The sequence below is a fragment of the Pseudomonas sp. W2Oct36 genome (genome assembly GCF_041060465.1).
Taxonomy (GTDB): Bacteria; Pseudomonadota; Gammaproteobacteria; order Pseudomonadales; family Pseudomonadaceae; genus Aquipseudomonas; species Aquipseudomonas graminis_B.
Genome location: NZ_JAUERW010000004.1, coordinates 272,466 through 290,362, shown reverse-complemented (window position 1 = coordinate 290,362; position 17,897 = coordinate 272,466). Strand labels below are relative to the sequence as shown.

The 17,897-nt window shown below is 62.8% G+C and carries 18 protein-coding genes and 1 riboswitch; of the genes, 15 read left to right on the top strand and 3 right to left on the bottom strand.

Features of this window, described 5'->3' with window-relative positions; translation table 11 throughout:
- Nucleotides 1–43: 43 nt before the first annotated feature.
- Nucleotides 44–270: riboswitch (cobalamin riboswitch) on the top strand.
- 106 nt (nucleotides 271–376) lie between these two features.
- The 12 genes from cobO (at nucleotide 377) to QWI18_RS09065 (ending at nucleotide 11,030) form a co-directional block, all read left to right on the top strand.
- Nucleotides 377–988, top strand: a complete 612-nt coding sequence (gene cobO, locus QWI18_RS09120) for a cob(I)yrinic acid a,c-diamide adenosyltransferase (protein WP_369318674.1) — start codon at nucleotides 377–379, stop codon at nucleotides 986–988.
- The gene (locus tag QWI18_RS09115) at nucleotides 985–2,286 is read left to right on the top strand and encodes a cobyrinate a,c-diamide synthase (protein WP_192133853.1); all 1,302 of its coding nucleotides are present in this window, start codon (nucleotides 985–987) and stop codon (nucleotides 2,284–2,286) included. The genes cobO and QWI18_RS09115 overlap by 4 nt, the downstream gene beginning before the upstream one ends.
- 10 nt (nucleotides 2,287–2,296) lie before the next feature.
- Nucleotides 2,297–2,947, top strand: a complete 651-nt coding sequence (bluB, locus tag QWI18_RS09110; RefSeq protein ID WP_192133851.1) for a 5,6-dimethylbenzimidazole synthase — start codon at nucleotides 2,297–2,299, stop codon at nucleotides 2,945–2,947.
- Nucleotides 2,944–3,861, top strand: coding sequence for an adenosylcobinamide-phosphate synthase CbiB (gene cbiB / locus QWI18_RS09105; protein WP_369318673.1), 918 nt, complete (start codon nucleotides 2,944–2,946; stop codon nucleotides 3,859–3,861). Before bluB ends, cbiB begins: the two co-directional genes overlap by 4 nt.
- Nucleotides 3,854–4,846: a threonine-phosphate decarboxylase CobD gene (gene cobD / locus QWI18_RS09100; RefSeq protein ID WP_369318672.1), complete on the top strand. Its 993-nt coding sequence runs from the start codon at nucleotides 3,854–3,856 to the stop codon at nucleotides 4,844–4,846. The genes cbiB and cobD overlap by 8 nt, the downstream gene beginning before the upstream one ends.
- Nucleotides 4,843–6,312 (top strand): cobyric acid synthase, encoded by a 1,470-nt coding sequence (locus QWI18_RS09095; RefSeq protein WP_192133846.1) that lies wholly within the window; start codon nucleotides 4,843–4,845, stop codon nucleotides 6,310–6,312. Before cobD ends, QWI18_RS09095 begins: the two co-directional genes overlap by 4 nt.
- Nucleotides 6,312–6,833 carry a bifunctional adenosylcobinamide kinase/adenosylcobinamide-phosphate guanylyltransferase gene (gene cobU / locus QWI18_RS09090; protein WP_065992905.1) on the top strand — a complete coding sequence of 174 codons (522 nt, stop codon included), beginning with the start codon at nucleotides 6,312–6,314 and terminating at the stop codon, nucleotides 6,831–6,833. Before QWI18_RS09095 ends, cobU begins: the two co-directional genes overlap by 1 nt.
- Nucleotides 6,830–7,882, top strand: coding sequence for a nicotinate-nucleotide--dimethylbenzimidazole phosphoribosyltransferase (gene cobT / locus QWI18_RS09085; RefSeq protein WP_369318671.1), 1,053 nt, complete (start codon nucleotides 6,830–6,832; stop codon nucleotides 7,880–7,882). The genes cobU and cobT overlap by 4 nt, the downstream gene beginning before the upstream one ends.
- Nucleotides 7,879–8,451, top strand: a complete 573-nt coding sequence (cobC, locus tag QWI18_RS09080) for an alpha-ribazole phosphatase family protein (RefSeq protein WP_192133842.1) — start codon at nucleotides 7,879–7,881, stop codon at nucleotides 8,449–8,451. Before cobT ends, cobC begins: the two co-directional genes overlap by 4 nt.
- Nucleotides 8,452–9,189, top strand: coding sequence for an adenosylcobinamide-GDP ribazoletransferase (locus tag QWI18_RS09075; protein ID WP_369318670.1), 738 nt, complete (start codon nucleotides 8,452–8,454; stop codon nucleotides 9,187–9,189).
- A gap of 246 nt (nucleotides 9,190–9,435) precedes the next feature.
- Complete coding sequence (locus QWI18_RS09070; protein ID WP_369318669.1) at nucleotides 9,436–10,407, top strand: GlxA family transcriptional regulator; 972 nt, start codon at nucleotides 9,436–9,438, stop codon at nucleotides 10,405–10,407.
- Between the two features lie 71 nt (nucleotides 10,408–10,478).
- Complete coding sequence (locus tag QWI18_RS09065; protein WP_369318668.1) at nucleotides 10,479–11,030, top strand: glutathione peroxidase; 552 nt, start codon at nucleotides 10,479–10,481, stop codon at nucleotides 11,028–11,030.
- A 110-nt stretch (nucleotides 11,031–11,140) separates the two neighbouring features.
- On the opposite strand, the gene QWI18_RS09060 is transcribed toward QWI18_RS09065, so the two are convergent.
- From QWI18_RS09060 to QWI18_RS09050, 3 genes are all read right to left on the bottom strand, one after another.
- Nucleotides 11,141–12,436 (bottom strand): OmpP1/FadL family transporter, encoded by a 1,296-nt coding sequence (locus tag QWI18_RS09060; RefSeq protein WP_369318667.1) that lies wholly within the window; start codon nucleotides 12,434–12,436, stop codon nucleotides 11,141–11,143.
- A 139-nt stretch (nucleotides 12,437–12,575) separates the two neighbouring features.
- Nucleotides 12,576–13,067 (bottom strand): hypothetical protein, encoded by a 492-nt coding sequence (locus tag QWI18_RS09055; RefSeq protein WP_369318666.1) that lies wholly within the window; start codon nucleotides 13,065–13,067, stop codon nucleotides 12,576–12,578.
- A 304-nt stretch (nucleotides 13,068–13,371) separates the two neighbouring features.
- Complete coding sequence (locus QWI18_RS09050; RefSeq protein WP_065992924.1) at nucleotides 13,372–13,596, bottom strand: hypothetical protein; 225 nt, start codon at nucleotides 13,594–13,596, stop codon at nucleotides 13,372–13,374.
- A gap of 211 nt (nucleotides 13,597–13,807) precedes the next feature.
- On the opposite strand from QWI18_RS09050, the gene QWI18_RS09045 reads away from it, so the two are divergent.
- The 3 genes from QWI18_RS09045 to QWI18_RS09035 all read left to right on the top strand — a co-directional run bounded on the left by QWI18_RS09045 (nucleotide 13,808) and on the right by QWI18_RS09035 (nucleotide 17,855).
- Nucleotides 13,808–13,999 carry a hypothetical protein gene (locus tag QWI18_RS09045; protein ID WP_192133833.1) on the top strand — a complete coding sequence of 64 codons (192 nt, stop codon included), beginning with the start codon at nucleotides 13,808–13,810 and terminating at the stop codon, nucleotides 13,997–13,999.
- A 675-nt stretch (nucleotides 14,000–14,674) separates the two neighbouring features.
- Complete coding sequence (gene rmuC / locus QWI18_RS09040; protein WP_167355836.1) at nucleotides 14,675–16,039, top strand: DNA recombination protein RmuC; 1,365 nt, start codon at nucleotides 14,675–14,677, stop codon at nucleotides 16,037–16,039.
- Between the two features lie 364 nt (nucleotides 16,040–16,403).
- Complete coding sequence (locus QWI18_RS09035) at nucleotides 16,404–17,855, top strand: NCS1 family nucleobase:cation symporter-1 (protein ID WP_296308037.1); 1,452 nt, start codon at nucleotides 16,404–16,406, stop codon at nucleotides 17,853–17,855.
- Nucleotides 17,856–17,897: the final 42 nt, after the last annotated feature.

Genomic DNA, 17,897 nt, shown 5'->3' with positions numbered 1-17,897 from the left:
GTCTGCCTACGGTTCGATTGACGCTCCCGAGTCAACCCTCTAACCTTCGCGCCATGTTTCAGGTGCCCGGGACCCGTCAGGTCCGCAGGGTGAAACAGGGAAGCCGGTGCGATTGCTCGTGTGATCAATTCCGGCGCTGCCTCCGCAACGGTAGATGAGTCAAAGCCACGCACAATGCCACTGTGTTCGCTGAACATGGGAAGGCGCCTGGCCTGCCACGGTTGTGGCAACTCGTGAGTCCGGAGACCGGCCTGATCCATCGAACAGCATCACGGAGGGCGATGCTCTGCTGCAGGCCGGGTTTTGCCCAGTGCCTGCTGACAGTCTTTGCCTGTGCCCTCCGTTTGCCACACTTGCCCTCAAGCGGAGAGCTGAGATGAGCGAATCCCCCGAACGTGACGAACGCCACCTGGCGCGCATGCTGCGCAAAAAGGCGGTGATGGACGAGCGCATTTCCAGCGCGCCCAATGAATGCGGGTTGCTGCTGGTCCTGACCGGTAACGGCAAAGGCAAGAGCAGCTCGGCGTTCGGCATGCTTGCCCGCGCCATGGGCCACGGCATGAAGTGCGGCGTCGTGCAGTTCATTAAAGGCCGGCACAGCACCGGCGAAGAGCTGTTCTTCCGCCGCTTCCCTGAACAAGTGCGTTACCACGTGATGGGCGAGGGCTTCACCTGGGAAACCCAGGACCGCCAGCGTGACATTGCCGCCGCCGAATCCGCCTGGGCCGTGACCCGTGAAATGCTCAAGGACGCCTCCATCGGCATGGTCGTGCTCGATGAGCTGAACATCGCCCTCAAGCACGGCTATCTGGACCTGGAGCAGGTGCTGAGCGACCTGCAGGCACGTCCGCCGATGCAGCACGTGATCGTCACCGGTCGCGGGGCGAAGCAGGAATTGATCGACCTGTCCGACACCGTGTCCGAAATCGGCGTGGTCAAGCATGCCTTTCAGTCCGGCATCAAGGCGCAGAAAGGCATCGAGCTGTGAGTGAGCGCCCACCGCGGCACTGCCCGGCAGTATTGATCGCCGCCCCTGCGTCCGGTCAGGGTAAAACCACCGTCACCGCCGCACTGGCCCGCTTGCATCGCAATCAGGGCCGCAAGGTGCGGGTGTTCAAATGCGGGCCGGACTTTCTCGACCCGATGATCCTCGAGCGCGCCAGCGGCCATCCGGTGTATCAGCTGGACATGTGGATGATCGGCGAGGACGAAAGTCGGCGCCTGTTGTGGGAAGCCGCCGCGGAGGCCGACCTGATCCTCATCGAAGGCGTCATGGGCTTGTTCGACGGCACGCCCTCCAGCGCGGACCTGGCCCGGCGTTTCGGCGTGCCGGTGCTCGGGGTGATCGACGGCACGGCCATGGCCCAGACCTTCGGCGCACTGGCGCTGGGACTGGCGCGGTATCAGCCGGATCTGCCATTTGCCGGCGTGCTGGCCAATCGAGTCGGCACGGTGCGCCATGCGCAGTTGCTGGAAGGCAGCCTGACCGAAGGCCTGCGCTGGTACGGCGCGCTGTCCCGTGAAACCGGCATTGAACTGCCCAGCCGGCACCTCGGCCTGGTTCAGGCCAGTGAACTGAATGACCTGGACATGCGCCTCGACACTGCTGCCAACGCGCTGGCCAGCACCTGCGACGCCACGTTGCCGCCGGCCGTGACCTTCACCGCGCCCGACTTCGTTCCCGCCGAGCCGTTGCTGACCGGCGTGAAAATCGCCATCGCCCACGACGAGGCGTTCGCGTTTTTCTATGGTGCCAGCCTTGACCTGCTACGGGAGATGGGCGCCGAACTGTCGTTCTTCTCGCCGCTCCGCGACCGGGAATTACCCGACGCCGACAGCCTGTATCTACCCGGGGGCTACCCGGAATTGCATCACACGGCGCTGGCCGAAAACCACAGCATGCTCGCCGCGATTCGTGCGCACCACGCCGCCGGCAAACCCCTGCTCGCCGAATGCGGCGGCATGTTGTACCTGCTCGATGCCTTGACCGATGTCGACGGCCAGCGCGCCGAAGGGGTGGGCTTGCTCAAGGGTGAAGCCGTGATGCAGAAGCGTCTGGCAGCCCTGGCCCTGCAATCGGTCGAGCTGCCGGAAGGCACGCTGCGTGGCCACACCTATCACCATTCCCTGACCAGCACCGAACTGACCCCCATCGCCCGCGGCCTCAGCCCCAATGGCGGGCGCGGTGCCGAAGCGGTGTACCGGGAAGGGCGCATGACTGCGTCGTACGTGCACTTCTACTTCCCCTCGAATCCCCAGGCGATGGCGGCGCTGTTTTTGCCATGAGCTCGCTTGCATGACTGACCACACGTTCACCGACCCCGAACGCGCCGCCGTATACCGCGCCATCGCCGAGCGTCGCGACATGCGCCACTTCTGCGGTGGCACGGTCGCGCCGGAGTTGCTGGCCCGTCTGCTCGAAGCCGCGCACCACGCACCGAGCGTTGGCCTGATGCAGCCGTGGCGCTTTCTGCGCATCACCGACCCGGCCTTGCGCGCGCAGATTCAGGCGCAGGTGGAGGAGGAGCGCGTTCGTACCGCTGAAGCTTTAGGCGAGCGGTCTGACGATTTCATGAAGCTGAAAGTCGAGGGCATCAGCGATTGCGCCGAAGTGCTGGTCGCCGCGTTGATGGATGACCGCGACAAACACATCTTCGGCCGCCGCACCCTGCCGGAGATGGACATGGCGTCGCTGTCCTGCGCCATTCAAAACCTGTGGCTGGCGGCGCGTGCCGAAGGCCTTGGCATGGGCTGGGTGTCGCTGTTCGACCCCCAGGCCCTGGCCGATCTGCTGCAGATGCCAGCCGGTTCGAAACCCCTGGCGATTCTGTGCCTGGGCCCTGTAAAGGAATTCTACCCGGCGCCGATGCTGGTGATGGAAGGCTGGGCGCAGCCGCGCGCGTTGCAAGAGCTGGTCTACGAGAACACATGGGGAGTGATTGCATGAGTGTGGCGTTATTGAGCGTCGCCGGAGTCGCGCTGGACGCGCTGCTCGGCGAGCCAAAACGGAACCACCCACTGGTGGCGTTCGGCCGTTTCGCCGAGCGTATCGAACAGCGCCTGAACGCCGCCGGCCGGGGCTGGCGCAGCCATGGCGTGAGCGCATGGTTCATCGCCGTCATTCCGCTGACCCTGATCGCCACGTTACTCAGCTGGCTGCCGTTCGTTGGCTGGCTGGTGGACGTACTGGCGCTTTACTGCGCGTTGGGCCTGCGCAGTCTGGGCGAGCACGTCGAGCCGGTTGCCCAGGCGTTGCGCAGCGACAATCTGGACGAAGCGCGCCGGCGGGTCGGTTACCTGGTCAGTCGCCAGACCTCCGAGCTGGACAGCACCGAAGTGGCCCGTGCGGCCACGGAATCGGTGCTGGAAAACGGCAGCGACGCAGTGTTTGCGGCGATTTTCTGGTTCGTCGTGCTGGGCGCGCCGGGCGTCGTGCTCTACCGCCTGAGCAACACCCTCGACGCCATGTGGGGCTATCGCAACGAGCGCTTCGAACGCTTCGAACGCTTCGGCTGGGCGGCGGCGAAAATCGACGACCTGCTTAACTACATTCCCGCGCGCTTGGTGGCGTTGACCTACGCGCTGCTGGGCAACACCCGACTGGCCCTGCGTTGCTGGCGCACCCAGGCCCCGAAGTGGGACAGCCCGAACGCAGGCCCGGTGATGGCGGCCGGTGCCGGTGCGTTGGGCGTCGAACTGGGTGGTCCGGCGATTTATCACGGCGAACTGCATGAGCGCGCGACCCTGGGCGAAGGCGTGCCGGCGGACGCTGACTCTATTGATCGCGGTTGGCAACTGGTGCAGCGCGGCGTGTGGCTGTGGTTGCTGATCTTGTGTCTGGGGACAGAATTTTATGCTTGAACATGGCGGCCGATTGCGTGGCGCAGTCCTGAAATACGGCATCGATGAGGCGGACTGGCTCGACCTGTCCAGCGGGATTTCGCCGTGGTCGTGGCCGATCCCTGCGATCCCCGAAGCGGCATGGGCGCGTTTGCCGGAAACCGATGACGGCCTGGAAATCGCTGCCCGTCGCTACTACGGCGCCACGGACGTGCTGCCGGTGGCCGGTTCCCAAGCGGCGATCCAGGCGCTGCCGCGTCTGCGTCAGGCGGGGAAGGTGGGCGTGCTGTCGCCGTGCTACGCCGAGCACGCCGAGGCCTGGCGCAACACCGGTTTTCTGGTGCGCGAAGTGCTGGAGAACGAAGTGGAGCGGTTCATCGACACCCTCGATGTGCTCGTCGTGGTCAACCCGAATAACCCCACCGGCCTGAGCCTGCCGCCCGAACGCCTGCTGGAATGGCACGCGCGTCTGTCCCAGCGCGGCGCCTGGCTGGTGGTGGACGAAGCGTTCATGGACAACACGCCGGAGTTGAGCCTGGCGGCGTACACCCAGCGCGCGGGCCTGATCGTGCTGCGCTCGTTCGGCAAGTTTTTCGGCCTGGCCGGTGTGCGCCTGGGTTTTGTGCTGGCGGAGCCGCGCTTTCTGAAAGTCATGGCGCGGCAGATCGGGCCATGGTCGGTCAGCGGGCCGACGCGGATCATCGGTCAGGCCTGTCTCAACGATATCGCCGGCCATCAACGCCAGCGTCAGCGCACCGAGCAGGCCAGCCAGCGTCTGGTGGACGTGCTCAATCGCCACGGCTTCGCGCCCAAGGGCGGTTGCGCGCTGTTCCAGTGGTTGATCACGCCGCTGGCGGAAGCGCTTTACGAATTCTGCGCACAGCGGGGCATCCTCCTGCGCATCTTCACCCACAACAGCAGCCTGCGTTTCGGCCTGCCCCGCGAAGAAGCGGATTGGCAGCGTCTGGAACAGGCGCTGAGCGAATTCTCCCGGGAGCGCCCATGACCCTCGGCAAAACCCTGATGGTTCAGGGCACCACCTCCGACGCCGGCAAAAGCACGCTGGTGACGGCGCTGTGCCGCTGGCTGACCCGGCAGGGCGTGCGCACCGTGCCGTTCAAGCCGCAGAACATGGCGCTGAACAGCGCAGTGACCGCCGACGGCGGCGAGATCGGCCGCGCCCAGGCCGTGCAAGCCCAGGCCTGCGGCCTCGAACCCCATACCGACATGAACCCGGTGCTGCTCAAACCCAACAGCGACACCGGCGCGCAAGTGATCATCCACGGTCGCGCCGTCACGACCATGAACGCCGTCGCCTACCACGACTACAAAGCCATCGCCATGCAGGCCGTACTCGCCTCCCATCGTCGCCTCAGCGAAGGCTGGCCGGTGGTGATGGTCGAAGGCGCCGGGTCGCCGGCAGAGATCAACCTGCGTGCCGGCGACATCGCCAACATGGGCTTTGCCGAAGCGGTGGATTGCCCGGTGCTGTTGGTGGCGGACATCAATCGCGGCGGGGTGTTTGCCCATCTGGTCGGCACACTGGAATTGCTGTCGCCCAGCGAACAGGCGCGGGTCAAGGGCTTCATCATCAATCGCTTTCGCGGCGACATCGCGCTGCTTCAGCCCGGCCTCGACTGGCTCGAACAGCGCACCGGCAAACCAGTGGTTGGCGTGCTGCCCTACGTGATGGACCTGCACCTGGAAGCCGAGGACGGCCTCGACCAGCGTCAGGCCGACAAGGCCGAGCAGGTGCTCAACGTCATCGTGCCGGTGTTGCCGCGCATCAGTAACCACACCGACTTCGACCCGCTGCGTCTGCACCCCCAGGTCAATCTGCAATTCGTCGGGCCGGGGCAGGCGATTCCTGATGCTGACCTGATCATCCTGCCCGGCTCGAAAAGCGTTCGCAGCGATCTCGCGTATCTGCGCGCCAATGGCTGGGACACCGCCATCAACCGCCACCTGCGTTACGGCGGCAACGTGCTGGGCATCTGTGGTGGCCTGCAAATGCTCGGCGAGCAGTTGCATGACCCGCTGGGGCTTGAAGGCGCTGCCGGGTCAAGCCCGGGCCTGGGGCTGTTGGCCCTGAGCACGGTGCTGGAAGAAGAGAAGCAACTGCGCAACGTCAGCGGTCGCCTTACCCTCGAAGACGCCGACGTCATCGGCTACGAGATTCATGCGGGCGTGACCACCGGCGCGGCGCTGGAACGTCCACTGGTCCAGCTCGCCGACGGCCGCTGCGATGGCGCGTGCAGCCCTGACGGCCAAGTGCTCGGCACCTACCTGCACGGTCTGTTCGAGAACCCGGCGTCGAGCAGCGCCTTGCTGCGATGGGCCGGGCTGCAGAATGTGCAGTCGGTCGATTACCACGCTTTGCGCGAGCGCGACATCGAACGCCTCGCCGATCTGGTCGAAACTCACCTGGACGGCACACTGCTGCGTGAACTCTGCGGCCTGGAGCAACCCTGATGCTGCAATTGATCCTCGGCGGTGCGCGTTCCGGCAAAAGTCGGCTGGCTGAAAAACTCGCCAGCGACAGCGGCCTCGACGTCATCTATATCGCTACCAGTCAGCCCCTCGACGGCGAAATGAACCAGCGCGTCGCCTTGCACCGCGAGCGTCGGCCAGCTGAATGGGGGCTGATCGAGGAACCCGTCGAGCTGGCCCGCGTGCTCCGGGAAAACGCCGGGGAGGGCCGCTGCCTCTTGGTGGATTGCCTGACCCTGTGGCTGACCAATCTGCTGATGCTCGACGATCCGCAGCGCCTGGCTCAAGAGCGTGAAGCCTTGCTCGATGGCCTGGCGGAATGGCCGGGCGAGATCATTTTTGTCAGCAACGAAACCGGGCTCGGCGTCGTGCCCCTCGGTGAGCTGACCCGTCGTTATGTCGATGAAGCCGGCTGGCTGCATCAGGCGCTGGCCGAACGCTGCCATCGCGTGGTGTTTACCGTCGCCGGACTGCCCATGACCCTGAAAGGACCCGCACTATGAGTAACGCCTGGTGGCTCGCGCCTGCCCGAGACGTCGATCACGCCAGCCGCGACGACGCGATGGCCCGGCAGCAGCAACTGACCAAACCGACCGGCTCACTGGGCCGGCTTGAACACGCCGCGGTGCAACTGGCCGGCCTGCAGGGTCGCCCGAAGCCGAAGGTCGATGAGGTCTGGATCGCGATTTTTGCCGGTGACCACGGCGTGGTCGCGGAAGGGGTTTCGGCGTACCCGCAGGCAGTGACCGGGCAGATGCTGCACAACTTCATCATGGGCGGCGCGGCCATCAGCGTGCTGGCCCGGCAACTGTCCGCGCAGCTGGACGTGGTCGATCTGGGCACGGTTGCACCGCTGGACCTGCCGGGTGTGCGCCACCTCAATCTTGGCCCGGGCACCGCAAATTTTGCCCATGGCCCGGCGATGACGGAGGCGCAACTGCACGCCGCCCTCGAAGGCGGTCGCGACAGCGTGTTGCGCGCCAAGGCCGCAGGTACTCAGCTGTTCATCGGCGGCGAAATGGGCATCGGCAACACCACCGTCGCCAGTGCGCTGGCCTGCGCGCTGCTCGATTGTCCGGCCACCTTGCTGGTCGGCCCCGGCACCGGTCTGGATGCCGAGGGCGTGAGCCACAAGGCCCAGGTGATCGAAGGGGCCCTGCGGCTGCACGCCGACGCCGTCGGTGACGCCCTGGCCAGTCTGTGCGCCCTCGGGGGGTTTGAAGTGGCGGCGCTGGTCGGCGCCTACCTGGCCTGTGCGCAGGAGGGCATCGTCGCGTTGGTCGATGGCTTTATCTGTTCCGTGGCGGCGCTGGTGGCGGTGCGCATCAATGCGTCGTGCCAAGAGTGGCTGTTTTTCGGCCATCGGGGCGCCGAGCCGGGCCATCGTCTGGTGCTGGACGCGCTGCAGGCCGAGCCGTTGCTGGACCTGGGATTGCGTCTGGGCGAAGGCAGTGGCGCGGCGCTCGCGGTGCCGTTGTTGCGTCTGGCCTGTGAGCTGCATAACGGCATGGCGACCTTCGCTGAAGCCGCTGTGGCAGACCGCCCGGCATGACCTTGCATCTTGACCTGTTGCGCCACGGCGAAACCGAATTCGGCGGCGGCCTGCGCGGCAGTATTGACGATGCGCTGACCGACACCGGCTGGCAGCAGATGCGCGCGGCGGTGATTGATCGTGGCCCCTGGGACCGCATCGTCAGCTCACCGCTGCAACGCTGCGCCCGCTTCGCCGACGAGCTGGCCGAGCGACTGGGCTTGCCCGTGGAGTTGGAAGCCGGTCTTCAGGAACTGCATTTCGGTGACTGGGAAGGGCAGAGCCCCGCGCAGTTGATGGAAACCGATGCTGCCGGGTTGGGTCGCTTCTGGGAGGATCCGTACGGGTTTACGCCACCCAACGGCGAGCCGGTTGAGGCGTTTGCCACTCGCGTGTTGGCTGCCGTTGAGCGGGTGCAGCGGGCGTATGACGGACAGCGCATTCTGCTGATCAGCCATGGCGGGGTGATGCGTCTGCTGTTGGCCCGCGCCCGCGGTCTGCCCCGTGAGCAATTGCTGCAGGTCACGGTGGCACACGGCTGTATGTTCGGCCTCGATGTCCAGGCCGACGGTGAGTTGACGGAGGTTTAAATGCTGCCGTTCTGGATCGCCTTGCAGTTCCTCAGCAGTCTGCCGATTCGCCTGCCGGGCATGCCGACGCCCCAGGAATCGGGACGTTCGCTGCTGTTCTACCCGCTGGTGGGGTTGCTGTTCGGCGTGCTGTTGATGGCGCTGAATCACCTGCTCGACGGCGCGCCGACCCTGTTGCATGCCGCCCTGCTGCTGGCGGCGTGGGTCATGCTCAGCGGAGGGCTGCACCTGGACGGCCTGGCCGACAGCGCGGACGCCTGGCTCGGTGGGTTCGGCGACCGTGAACGCACGCTGCTCATTATGAAAGACCCGCGCAGCGGCCCGATTGCGGTGGTGACGCTGGTGGTGGTGTTACTGTTGAAGTTCAGCGCTGTGCTGGCGTTGATTGAAGCGCACACGGGCATTGGCCTGCTGCTGGCGCCGGTGATCGGCCGCGCGGCGATGCTGGTGCTGTTTCTGAACACGCCATATGTGCGCGCGGGCGGGCTGGGCCAGGCGCTGGCCGATCACCTGCCGCGCAAGGCCGGGGTGCAGGTGCTGGCAGCGGTGGCGGTGGTCTGCGTGCTCATCGGTGGCGGCGCGGCGGCGTGGGTGCTGGTCATTGCGACGGGCGGTTTCTTATGGCTGCGCCGGGTGATGATGCAACGTCTGGGCGGCAGCACTGGCGACACCGCCGGCGCGATGCTTGAACTGCTCGAAACCCTGGTGCTGGTCACATTGGCGTTGATGTGCGATTGATGCAGTGTCCTGCCGCCGGCGTGCGGCGTGCGGAGTAGGAGTAGGAGTAGGAGTAGGAGCGTGGCTTGTCCCGCGATCTGCCGGGAACCGGCAGCAAAATCCTGCGCGGCGGTGTGCCAGACAGTCCGTAAGCAGACTTGCTGCCGCTGCGCGCCAGATCGCGGGACAAGCCACGCTCCTACAAACCCGCTACGCTAGCTAATCGAAGATTTATCCATGGTGTTCCGGACCAACCGGAGAGGTGTCATGCATAGCGTTGCGCTGGTGGTGTACCCGCAATTTCAGTCCCTCAGTCTGTCGGTCGGTTCCGTGCTGACCTGCGCGAACCTGATGCAGGGCGAGGCGGCGTATTCCTTTCATCTGGTGTCCGAAAGCGGCGGGGCGGTCATGTCGTCCGAAGGCTTCTCGGTCAACACCACGCCATTGCAGCCCGACGGTTACGACACCATCATTGTCAGCGGCTACATGGACCTGCAATTGCCCACCCCCAGCCTGCTTGAGTTCGTGCGCACCGCGTCGGCTCAATCGCGTCGCGTGGCGTCGCTGTGCACGGGCGGGTTTGTGCTGGCCGAAGCGGGCCTGCTCGATGGCAAGCGCGCGACCATGCACTGGATTCACGCCCCGGAGTTTCGCAAGCGCTACCCGAACGTTCGTGTCGAGGACGACAAACTGTTCACCGTGGACGGCCAGATCTGGACCGGCGCGGGCATGAGCGCCGGGCTTGATCTCGCACTGGCGATGGTCGAGAACGACCTCGGCGCCGACATCGCCCGGCAGGTCGCGCGCAAGCTGGTGATTTATCAGCGGCGCGGCAGCGAGCATTCCCAGTTGTCGACGTTACTGGAGCTGGACCCCAAGTCCGATCGTGTGCAACTGGTGCTGGCCTATGCCCGCGAGAACCTCAAAAGCGATCTTTCAATAGACGCGCTGGCGGCCATTGCCCGCTTGAGCCCCCGCCAGTTCAGTCGGGTGTTTCGCGAGGAAACCGGCCAAACCCCGGCCAAAGCCATCGAATGCCTGCGGGTGGAAGTCGCGCGGGCGATGATGGAAACCAGTCGGCACCCCATCGAAGTGGTGGCCCGGGAAACCGGCTTCGGCGATCGAGAAAGGATGCGCCAGGCGTTTCTGCGCAACTTCGGCGAGCCGCCCCAGGCGATCCAGCGGGCGTTCATGGCGACCGAAAAGCCAGCTAATAGCCACGTTTCTGTGGCGCGCTAGGCATACATCGCGCGGCGGAGTAGCGTAGCGACAGCTCCACCTTTCCTGCCCGCTCATGAATGGACGTCACCATGGCCCTTCGCTGGATTCACGCGCCTTTGCTTCTGCTTGCCCTCAGTGGCGCCACCGCGGCCGCCGATTGCCCGCCACTGCTGCAGGGCGAGCTGCCCAAGCTGCGGGCGAAACAGGAGATCGACCTGTGCAAACAGTTCGCCGGAAAGCCGATGCTGGTGGTCAACACCGCAAGCTTCTGTGGCTTCGCGCCGCAGTTCAAAGGCCTTGAAGCCCTCAATCAGCGCTTCAAAAGCGAGGGGCTGGAAGTCCTTGGCGTGCCTTCTGATGACTTTCTGCAGGAATCCAAAGACGCTAACGAAACCGCCAAGGTCTGCTACGTGAACTACGGCGTGACCTTCACCATGACCGAGCCGCAGCCGGTGCGTGGCGCCGACGCCATCAACCTGTTCAAGGTGCTTGCCAGGCAGAGCAGCGCGCCAAGCTGGAACTTCTATAAATACGTGGTCGACCGCAAAGGCAACGTGGTTGCCAGCTTCTCCAGCAAGACCGCACCGGACGATCCCGAGCTGATTTCAGCCATCGAGAAGGCTATCGCTTCCAAACCCTAAAAACGCGCTGACGCAAAGCAGACGGGCCACAACGAAAAACCCCGCATCCATCGCTGGCTGCGGGGTTTTCTATAGGGCGGACAGGTGATCGGCCTGTCCCGCCCACTGCATCAGAAGCGGTATGTCATGCCCACGCCGAAACCGTTGGCGCTGTTGTCGTACTTGGCGTTGTAGCTTTGGCCCAGCGCGTTCGCGTCGGCGACCTTGACCTTCTCTTCCTGCAAGTAGGAGTAGGCCACATCGATGGTGATGTCGTCGGTCGGGCTGTAACCGGCGCCCAGACTGAAGATCGTGCGATCGCCTGTCGGGATGCGCGGCGAGCGGTTTTCGTTGTTGGTCGGCGACTGGTCGAACGACAGACCGGTACGCAGCACCCACTGCTTGTTCAACTGATACGACGTACCCACGGCGTAGGCCCAGGTGTCGTGCCAGTTCTGCTCTTCCTTGATGGTGCCGACCAGAGACTGAGTAGCGTCGCGACGAGACACCGGCGTAATGCCGGAGTTTTGAACGGTGATGTCTTCCAGACGGCTCCAGCGCGTCCACGTTGCACCGGCGTACAGCTTCCAGGCGTCGTTCATTTTCTGAGTGACGGAGAAGTCGACGGTTTCCGGTGTATCGATGTTCAGCTTGGCGTCATAGCGACCGCCCGGCAGGATGGCCGAAGGCACGCCTGCACCCGGGGTCACTTCGGTGTGGCCTTCAAGCTTGTAGGTCACTTTGGAGTGGTAGGTCAGGCCAACGCTGGTGGTATCGGTGGCTTGCACCAGGATACCGGCGTTGAAACCGTAACCGACGTCATCACCCTTGACCTGCACGCGGCCGTCGCCGGTGCGGGCACCCAGCAGCGGGCTGACATTGAGTGCCGATTCCAGCGCACCGGAAATACGGTTGATGGTCGGGCCGAAACCGATCGATACCTTGTCGTTGAAGGCGTAGCTGACGGTCGGCTGGAAGGTCACGACCTTGACGATGCTCTTGCTGCCGAAGTTGCGGCCCTGGAAGTTGTCTTCATAGTCGGTGACCAGGCCGAATGGCGCGTAGACACCGAAGCCGAACGCCCAGTGCTCGTCGACCGGGTTCACGTAGAAACCCATCGGTACGGCGATGAAAGGCACCATGTCGCCTTTGTTCGAGCCGGTGCTGCGGCCGCTGGTGTCGGTAATGTCGGTGGAGGCATCGATTGCGGCGACCCCCACGGTCGCCTGAGCGCGCTTGAGGCGCGACATGCCGGCCGGGTTGCCGTACACGATGCTGGCGTCATCGACAGAAGAGGTACGGCCCGCAAAACCGGTCCCCATGCCGCTGATGCTTTGCTCATTCAGGGCAAAGCCGGATGCAAAAATCTGGGTGGAGGCAAGAGTGATGGCGAAACTGAGGCTGGATTTGATCATTGTTTTTTTCATTGTTAGAACTCCTTGTTGATCACCGCGCGGAAATTACCAATATTTCCGCCCCCGCGCCATAGCCCGAATCAGCCTATTTAGAGCGGTTCTTGTAGGACAATCCTGAAAGTTCGCCGCTTCTTCGTTGAATACCACTCGGTCACGAAATGGCTGGCGAGGACTGAAACAGGGGGCTGACCCATGTTTGCCAAGCCGCGGTGAAATCCTGAAGCTGACCGCCAGGTTGAAATACCTCGCGCCACATCCGCGCCATGGCCAGCGAATCATCGGCATCCGGCAGCGACATATGGCTCGCTTCGACCATCAACCAGGCGATGGCGGTCGAGTAGCGCAGGTTGACGGTCAGTTCCAGATCGGGGCCGGTGAGAAACGCGTGCTGGCTGGCCAGGCCTCGAACCAGGCTGGCAAGGTCCGGATCGCGGGCGAGGTAGTGATCCCACAGCTGGCGGTGCTGGGTGTCGGCGATGCTGTAAAGCCCGTGGCCGCGTGGGTTATCCAGCTCGGCGCCTAACGCGGACTGGCTGGCGGCGACGCCCAGTAGCAGGGATTCGGCCGCTCGATTGTGTCGGCCGAGGTAGACGAGTATCGGGCGGATGACATAGCGACACAGTTCACTGGCGGCGATTCCCATAACACCCTCGGGGAGTTGATGAGTCGGCAGGCCCTGGCGCTTGGCAGCAGGGATGGAGTGGGCCCACCGGCAGCGACCGGGGCCGCTGACTTGAAGTGTAGTGTGATATTTGCGGTGTAAAGGTCTGTTTTACGGTCAGTTCCCGTGCAGCATCACCACGTTGACCGGCATTCATTACTGCAGCTCTCGCTTTTTATGTAAGTAAAACAGACACAAAAAAGCCCCACCTTTATCGGGTGAGGCCTTGTCGATGCAGCGATATTAACCGACGGACGGTATCAGGCAACGGTGTCAGGCAGCCATATCAGGCAACTAGGGCCTGACGCGTACGGTCGATCACAGCCTGCAGCGGAGCGTCGCTGGAGTATTGATCCGGGTACAAACGCTCGCTGTGGCGGGCGATACCGTGCTCGTTGACGATGGTGAAGCTGAAGCAGCCTTTGCGTGCTGCCATGATCAGGCAGTTCATTGGAGCAAAAGCGTTGGTCAGTGTACGAATAGCGTTTTGAGTCTGGATATGGGTAGTCATGTTATGGGTGTTTCCTGAATCGACACGCAATAAGAGGCGTGCAAAATTAAAACGTTCCAGTAAACGCGGACCGATGCTCGAATGCGAGTCAAGGGCAGGGCGCAGAACCTGTCTGGAACAAAAGCAGCCAGTTGAGCGCGTTTAAAGTGTGGCGCGGGGCTGACTGGTAGGTACTTAGGAGGGCAGGCAACACAACAAGAGCTAAGGTTCGATGCTCGAGGTGAAGATCCTGATCAATTTGCAGGCTGGTTGGGTAGAGCATGAATGTTTTACACACCCCTCCGTTTTGACGGCAGGTCGTGTGAGTTCATGTCTGGAAACCATCGAGGTGATCGATCCCTTTTTTCAATCCGTTCGCTCAGTTGGCGAACCGGGATTGGGGGATTTGTTCGATCAGAATTGACTTTCAGCTTGGTACTAACGGCGGCGATGCTAATGGAGTCGCTGGGGCAAAGCAAGCACTGATTTGCAATAAGGCAGACGTATGCCGCAAAGCGGGCGAAAGAGCGTACAGCATATCGGGCAGAAAAGGTGGCCCAGTGCCTTATTCCCGAGAATTTCCACTGGCAATGGGGGCTGTCGAAACGGGCTTATGAACAGACGAAATGAACTTGTGCACATTGCGAAAGGTATCTGTCATGTCACTGTCACGTCGGCCGCTAAGCGCTTGATTTAATGCAACGAATTATTAAGTCAATGAAAACCATCGTTTTTTTACGCTGGTGAAAAAATCGTCAGTTTGAACGCAGGCCCCATTCTACGTGCGTTTGCGAGAGCTTAAGGGGTGTTGTCCACTGAGTTATCCACAGGTTCTGTGGATTGTCCCAAGCGCCGGCTCTATCGCGGCGCTCTTGAAGCACCCGCTGGCGGTTTTCTTTTTCCGAGGCACTGATTTACCCGGATCGGACGTCGAGCCTGCTTCTGCGCATAATGCGGTCTGCATGAATGTCGGAGTCTGGATTTTATGGTGTTTGAGTTAACCAGCCTGTTGCTGGGTTTGGCGGTGGCAGCGGTGCCTTTGTTGGGGCTGGCGTGGCAGTTGCAGCGGCGTCTGGCGCAACGGGAAGCGGACACCGCGTTGCTCGACGAGCGCTTGAGCAATGCGCAGATGGCCCAGGATGGCTTGAATGCCCAGCTCGACGCCAGTCGCGACGAGATCAGCGACCTTGCCCAAGCCAATGCGGTCAAGCAGGCGGACCTGGCGGCCCTGCGCCGGGAAGTGGAATTGCTGCGCCAACAGCATGAGGGTGCGCGCGAGGCCCAGGAAGACTGGGGGCGCGAACGGGCCGTCAGAGAAGCCGAACTGCGTCGACTCGACGCCCAGTGCGCCTCGCTGGGCGCCGAGCTGCGTGAACAGCAGGAAAGTCACCAGCAGCGCCTCACCGACCTGCAAGGCTCCCGCGATGAGCTGCGTGCGCAGTTTGCGGAGCTGGCCGGCAAGATTTTCGATGAACGCGAGCAGCGCTTTGCCGAAACCAGTCAGCAGCAGTTGGGGCAGTTGCTCAACCCGCTCAAGGAACGCATCCAGTCGTTCGAAAAGCGCGTCGAAGAGAGTTATCAGAACGAAGCCCGCGAACGTTTCTCCCTGAGCAAGGAGCTGGAGCGCTTGCAGCAGCTCAACCTGCGCCTGAGCGACGAAGCCAACAACCTGACCCGTGCGTTGAAGGGGCAGAAGACCCAGGGCAACTGGGGTGAATTGATTCTGGAGCGGGTGCTCGAACATGCCGGACTTGAAAAGGGCCGGGAGTATCAGACCCAGGTCAGCCTGAAAGGCCCCGACGGCGAGCGCTTCCAGCCCGACGTTCTGATCATGCTGCCCGGCGACAAGCAGGTCGTGGTGGACGCGAAGGTCAGCCTGACGGCCTATCAACAGTACGTGTCAGCCGACGATGAGGTGATTTCCCAGGCGGCGCTGAAACAGCACGTGCTGTCCCTGCGCAATCACGTCAAAGGCCTGTCCGGCAAGGACTACAAACGCCTTGAGGGGCTGCACAGTCTCGATTTTGTTTTGCTGTTCGTGCCGATCGAGGCGGCGTTTTCTGCAGCGTTGCAGGCCGAGCCGAACATGTTTCAGGAGGCGTTCGACCGCAATATCGTGATCGTCAGCCCGACCACGCTGCTGGCAACGCTGCGAGTCATCGACAGCCTGTGGAAGCAGGAGCGGCAGAGCCAGAATGCGCGGGAGATCGCCGAACGGGCAGGGTGGCTCTATGACAAGTTCGTGCTGTTCATCCAGGACCTGGACGAAGTCGGCAACCGCCTTCAGCAGCTGGACAAGGCCTACGGCGCCGCGCGCAACAAGCTCGTCGAGGGGCGCGGCAATCTGGTCAGCCGCAGCGAACAGCTCAAGCTGCTGGGCGCGCGAGCCAGCAAGAGTCTGCCGGCGGATCTGCTGGAGCGGGCAATGACCGACCCGGATGGACTGGCCCAGCTGCCGGAGTGATTGCGGGCGTTAATCGAAGGGGAGGCGATGAGGCCAGGGCTTATAAGTTGAACCAAAACCCGCGCTGATCGTATACACCTTCTCGTTCATCCATCAGCCCATTTCCTGCCCGTTAAAAATGCACCGACTTTGGTCACGGTGCACTGTGGGCAGGCGCGGCGTCTGCAAGCCCAGCTTTGAAAATCTGACATCTTGGCCTCATCGGCTGCCCGAAACCCGCTGTCTTGGCGTCTTGCACGCGAATCTCTTCGGCAATGGCACGCATTCTGCCTCCTGTTTCGTATACAACCCACACGCGCTCCCGTACGCAGTGTGTGCACGTGTGATGCCGGGAGCCGCTTCGTCCTTATGAGGGAGAAATGCGATGACCGAGCCATTGCCGAAGGGCTACAGCCCCCGCCTGTACAACGAGGACCTGGGCCCCGTGCCGCAGAAATGGACCTGGTACAACATTTTCGCGTTCTGGATGAGTGACGTGCACAGCGTGGGCGGCTACGTCTTCGCGGCCAGCCTTTTTGCCCTCGGGCTGGCGAGCTGGCAGGTGCTGATCGCGCTGCTGGCGGGTATCTGCATTATTCAGGTGATCGCCAACCTGCTGGCAAAGCCGAGTCAGCAGGCCGCCGTGCCATATCCGGTGATCTGCCGTCTGGCCTTCGGCGTGTTCGGTGCGAATATTCCGGCGGTGATCCGCGGTCTGATCGCGGTGGCGTGGTACGGGGTGCAGACGTACCTGGCGTCCAGCGCGCTGATCATCGTGGTGCTGCGCTTCTTCCCACAGATGTCGGTCTACGCAGAGCCGCACTTTGCAGGTTTGTCTTACCTCGGCTGGTTCGGCTTCCTGGCGCTCTGGGTGGTACAGGCGGCTGTGTTCTGGACCGGGATGGACTCGATCCGCCGCTTCATCGACTGGGCCGGCCCTGTGGTCTACGCCGTGATGTTCATCCTGGCGGGCTGGATTGTCTGGAAGGCGGGCTGGACCAACATCAGTTTTACCCTCTCCGAAAAATCGCTGACCGGCTGGGAAGCGTTTTCCCAAGTGATCATGGCCACGGCGCTGGTGGTGTCCTACTTCTCGGGTCCTACGCTTAACTTTGGCGACTTCAGTCGCTACTGCCGGAGCATGTCCGAAGTACGGCGCGGCAATTTCTGGGGGCTGCCGATCAATTTTCTGGCCTTCTCACTGGTCACCGTTGTCATCGTTTCGGGAACGTTGCCGGTGTTCGGCGAGATGTTGCATGACCCGATCGCCACGGTGGCGCGCATCGACAATGACATCGCTGTGCTTCTTGGCGCATTTGCTTTCGTGACCGCGACGATCGGCATCAACATCGTCGCCAACTTCGTGTCGCCGGCGTTCGACTTCGCCAACGTCGCCCCCAGCAAGATCAGCTGGCGCGCAGGCGGGATGATCGCGGCGGTGGCGTCCATCTTCATCACACCATGGAATCTGTTCAACAACCCCGCCGTTATCCACTACACGCTGGACGTGCTGGCAGCGTTCATCGGGCCGTTGTTCGGCATCTTGCTGGTGGATTATTACGTGATCAAAAAGCAACAGATCGACGTCGACGCGCTGTTCAACGATGGGCCGACCGGACGCTACTGGTACACCGGCGGGGTGAATTACACGGCGGTGAAGGCGCTGTTGCTGGCAACCCTGGCAGGCATTGCCATCACCTTCATCCCGGCATTGCAGCCGATGGCGAACTTTGCATGGTTTACAGGATGTTTCCTGGGTGGTGGGGTCTTCTATCTGCTGGCCAGACGTCGCCAGGCCCATGAATGCGCGGTGATGACGCCCGTGGTGGCAGGTTGAAGGCCCTGCCGTTTGTCGCGTGATGGCTTCGAATGGCCGATT

Excerpts from the sequence above, each read along its gene's own strand:
- QWI18_RS09095 (WP_192133846.1), top strand. The coding sequence starts at position 4,843 with ATGACCCTCGGCAAAACCCTGATGGTTCAGGGCACCACCTCCGACGCC.
- QWI18_RS09050 (WP_065992924.1), bottom strand. The coding sequence starts at position 13,596 with ATGACTACCCATATCCAGACTCAAAACGCTATTCGTACACTGACCAAC.
- QWI18_RS09055 (WP_369318666.1), bottom strand. The coding sequence starts at position 13,067 with ATGGGAATCGCCGCCAGTGAACTGTGTCGCTATGTCATCCGCCCGATA.
- cobC (WP_192133842.1), top strand. The coding sequence starts at position 7,879 with ATGACCTTGCATCTTGACCTGTTGCGCCACGGCGAAACCGAATTCGGC.
- QWI18_RS09035 (WP_296308037.1), top strand. The coding sequence starts at position 16,404 with ATGACCGAGCCATTGCCGAAGGGCTACAGCCCCCGCCTGTACAACGAG.
- QWI18_RS09065 (WP_369318668.1), top strand. The coding sequence starts at position 10,479 with ATGGCCCTTCGCTGGATTCACGCGCCTTTGCTTCTGCTTGCCCTCAGT.
- QWI18_RS09060 (WP_369318667.1), bottom strand. The coding sequence starts at position 12,436 with ATGAAAAAAACAATGATCAAATCCAGCCTCAGTTTCGCCATCACTCTT.
- bluB (WP_192133851.1), top strand. The coding sequence starts at position 2,297 with ATGACTGACCACACGTTCACCGACCCCGAACGCGCCGCCGTATACCGC.
- cobT (WP_369318671.1), top strand. The coding sequence starts at position 6,830 with ATGAGTAACGCCTGGTGGCTCGCGCCTGCCCGAGACGTCGATCACGCC.
- QWI18_RS09070 (WP_369318669.1), top strand. The coding sequence starts at position 9,436 with ATGCATAGCGTTGCGCTGGTGGTGTACCCGCAATTTCAGTCCCTCAGT.
- QWI18_RS09075 (WP_369318670.1), top strand. The coding sequence starts at position 8,452 with ATGCTGCCGTTCTGGATCGCCTTGCAGTTCCTCAGCAGTCTGCCGATT.
- cobU (WP_065992905.1), top strand. The coding sequence starts at position 6,312 with ATGCTGCAATTGATCCTCGGCGGTGCGCGTTCCGGCAAAAGTCGGCTG.
- cobO (WP_369318674.1), top strand. The coding sequence starts at position 377 with ATGAGCGAATCCCCCGAACGTGACGAACGCCACCTGGCGCGCATGCTG.
- cbiB (WP_369318673.1), top strand. The coding sequence starts at position 2,944 with ATGAGTGTGGCGTTATTGAGCGTCGCCGGAGTCGCGCTGGACGCGCTG.
- cobD (WP_369318672.1), top strand. The coding sequence starts at position 3,854 with ATGCTTGAACATGGCGGCCGATTGCGTGGCGCAGTCCTGAAATACGGC.
- QWI18_RS09045 (WP_192133833.1), top strand. The coding sequence starts at position 13,808 with ATGCTCGAGGTGAAGATCCTGATCAATTTGCAGGCTGGTTGGGTAGAG.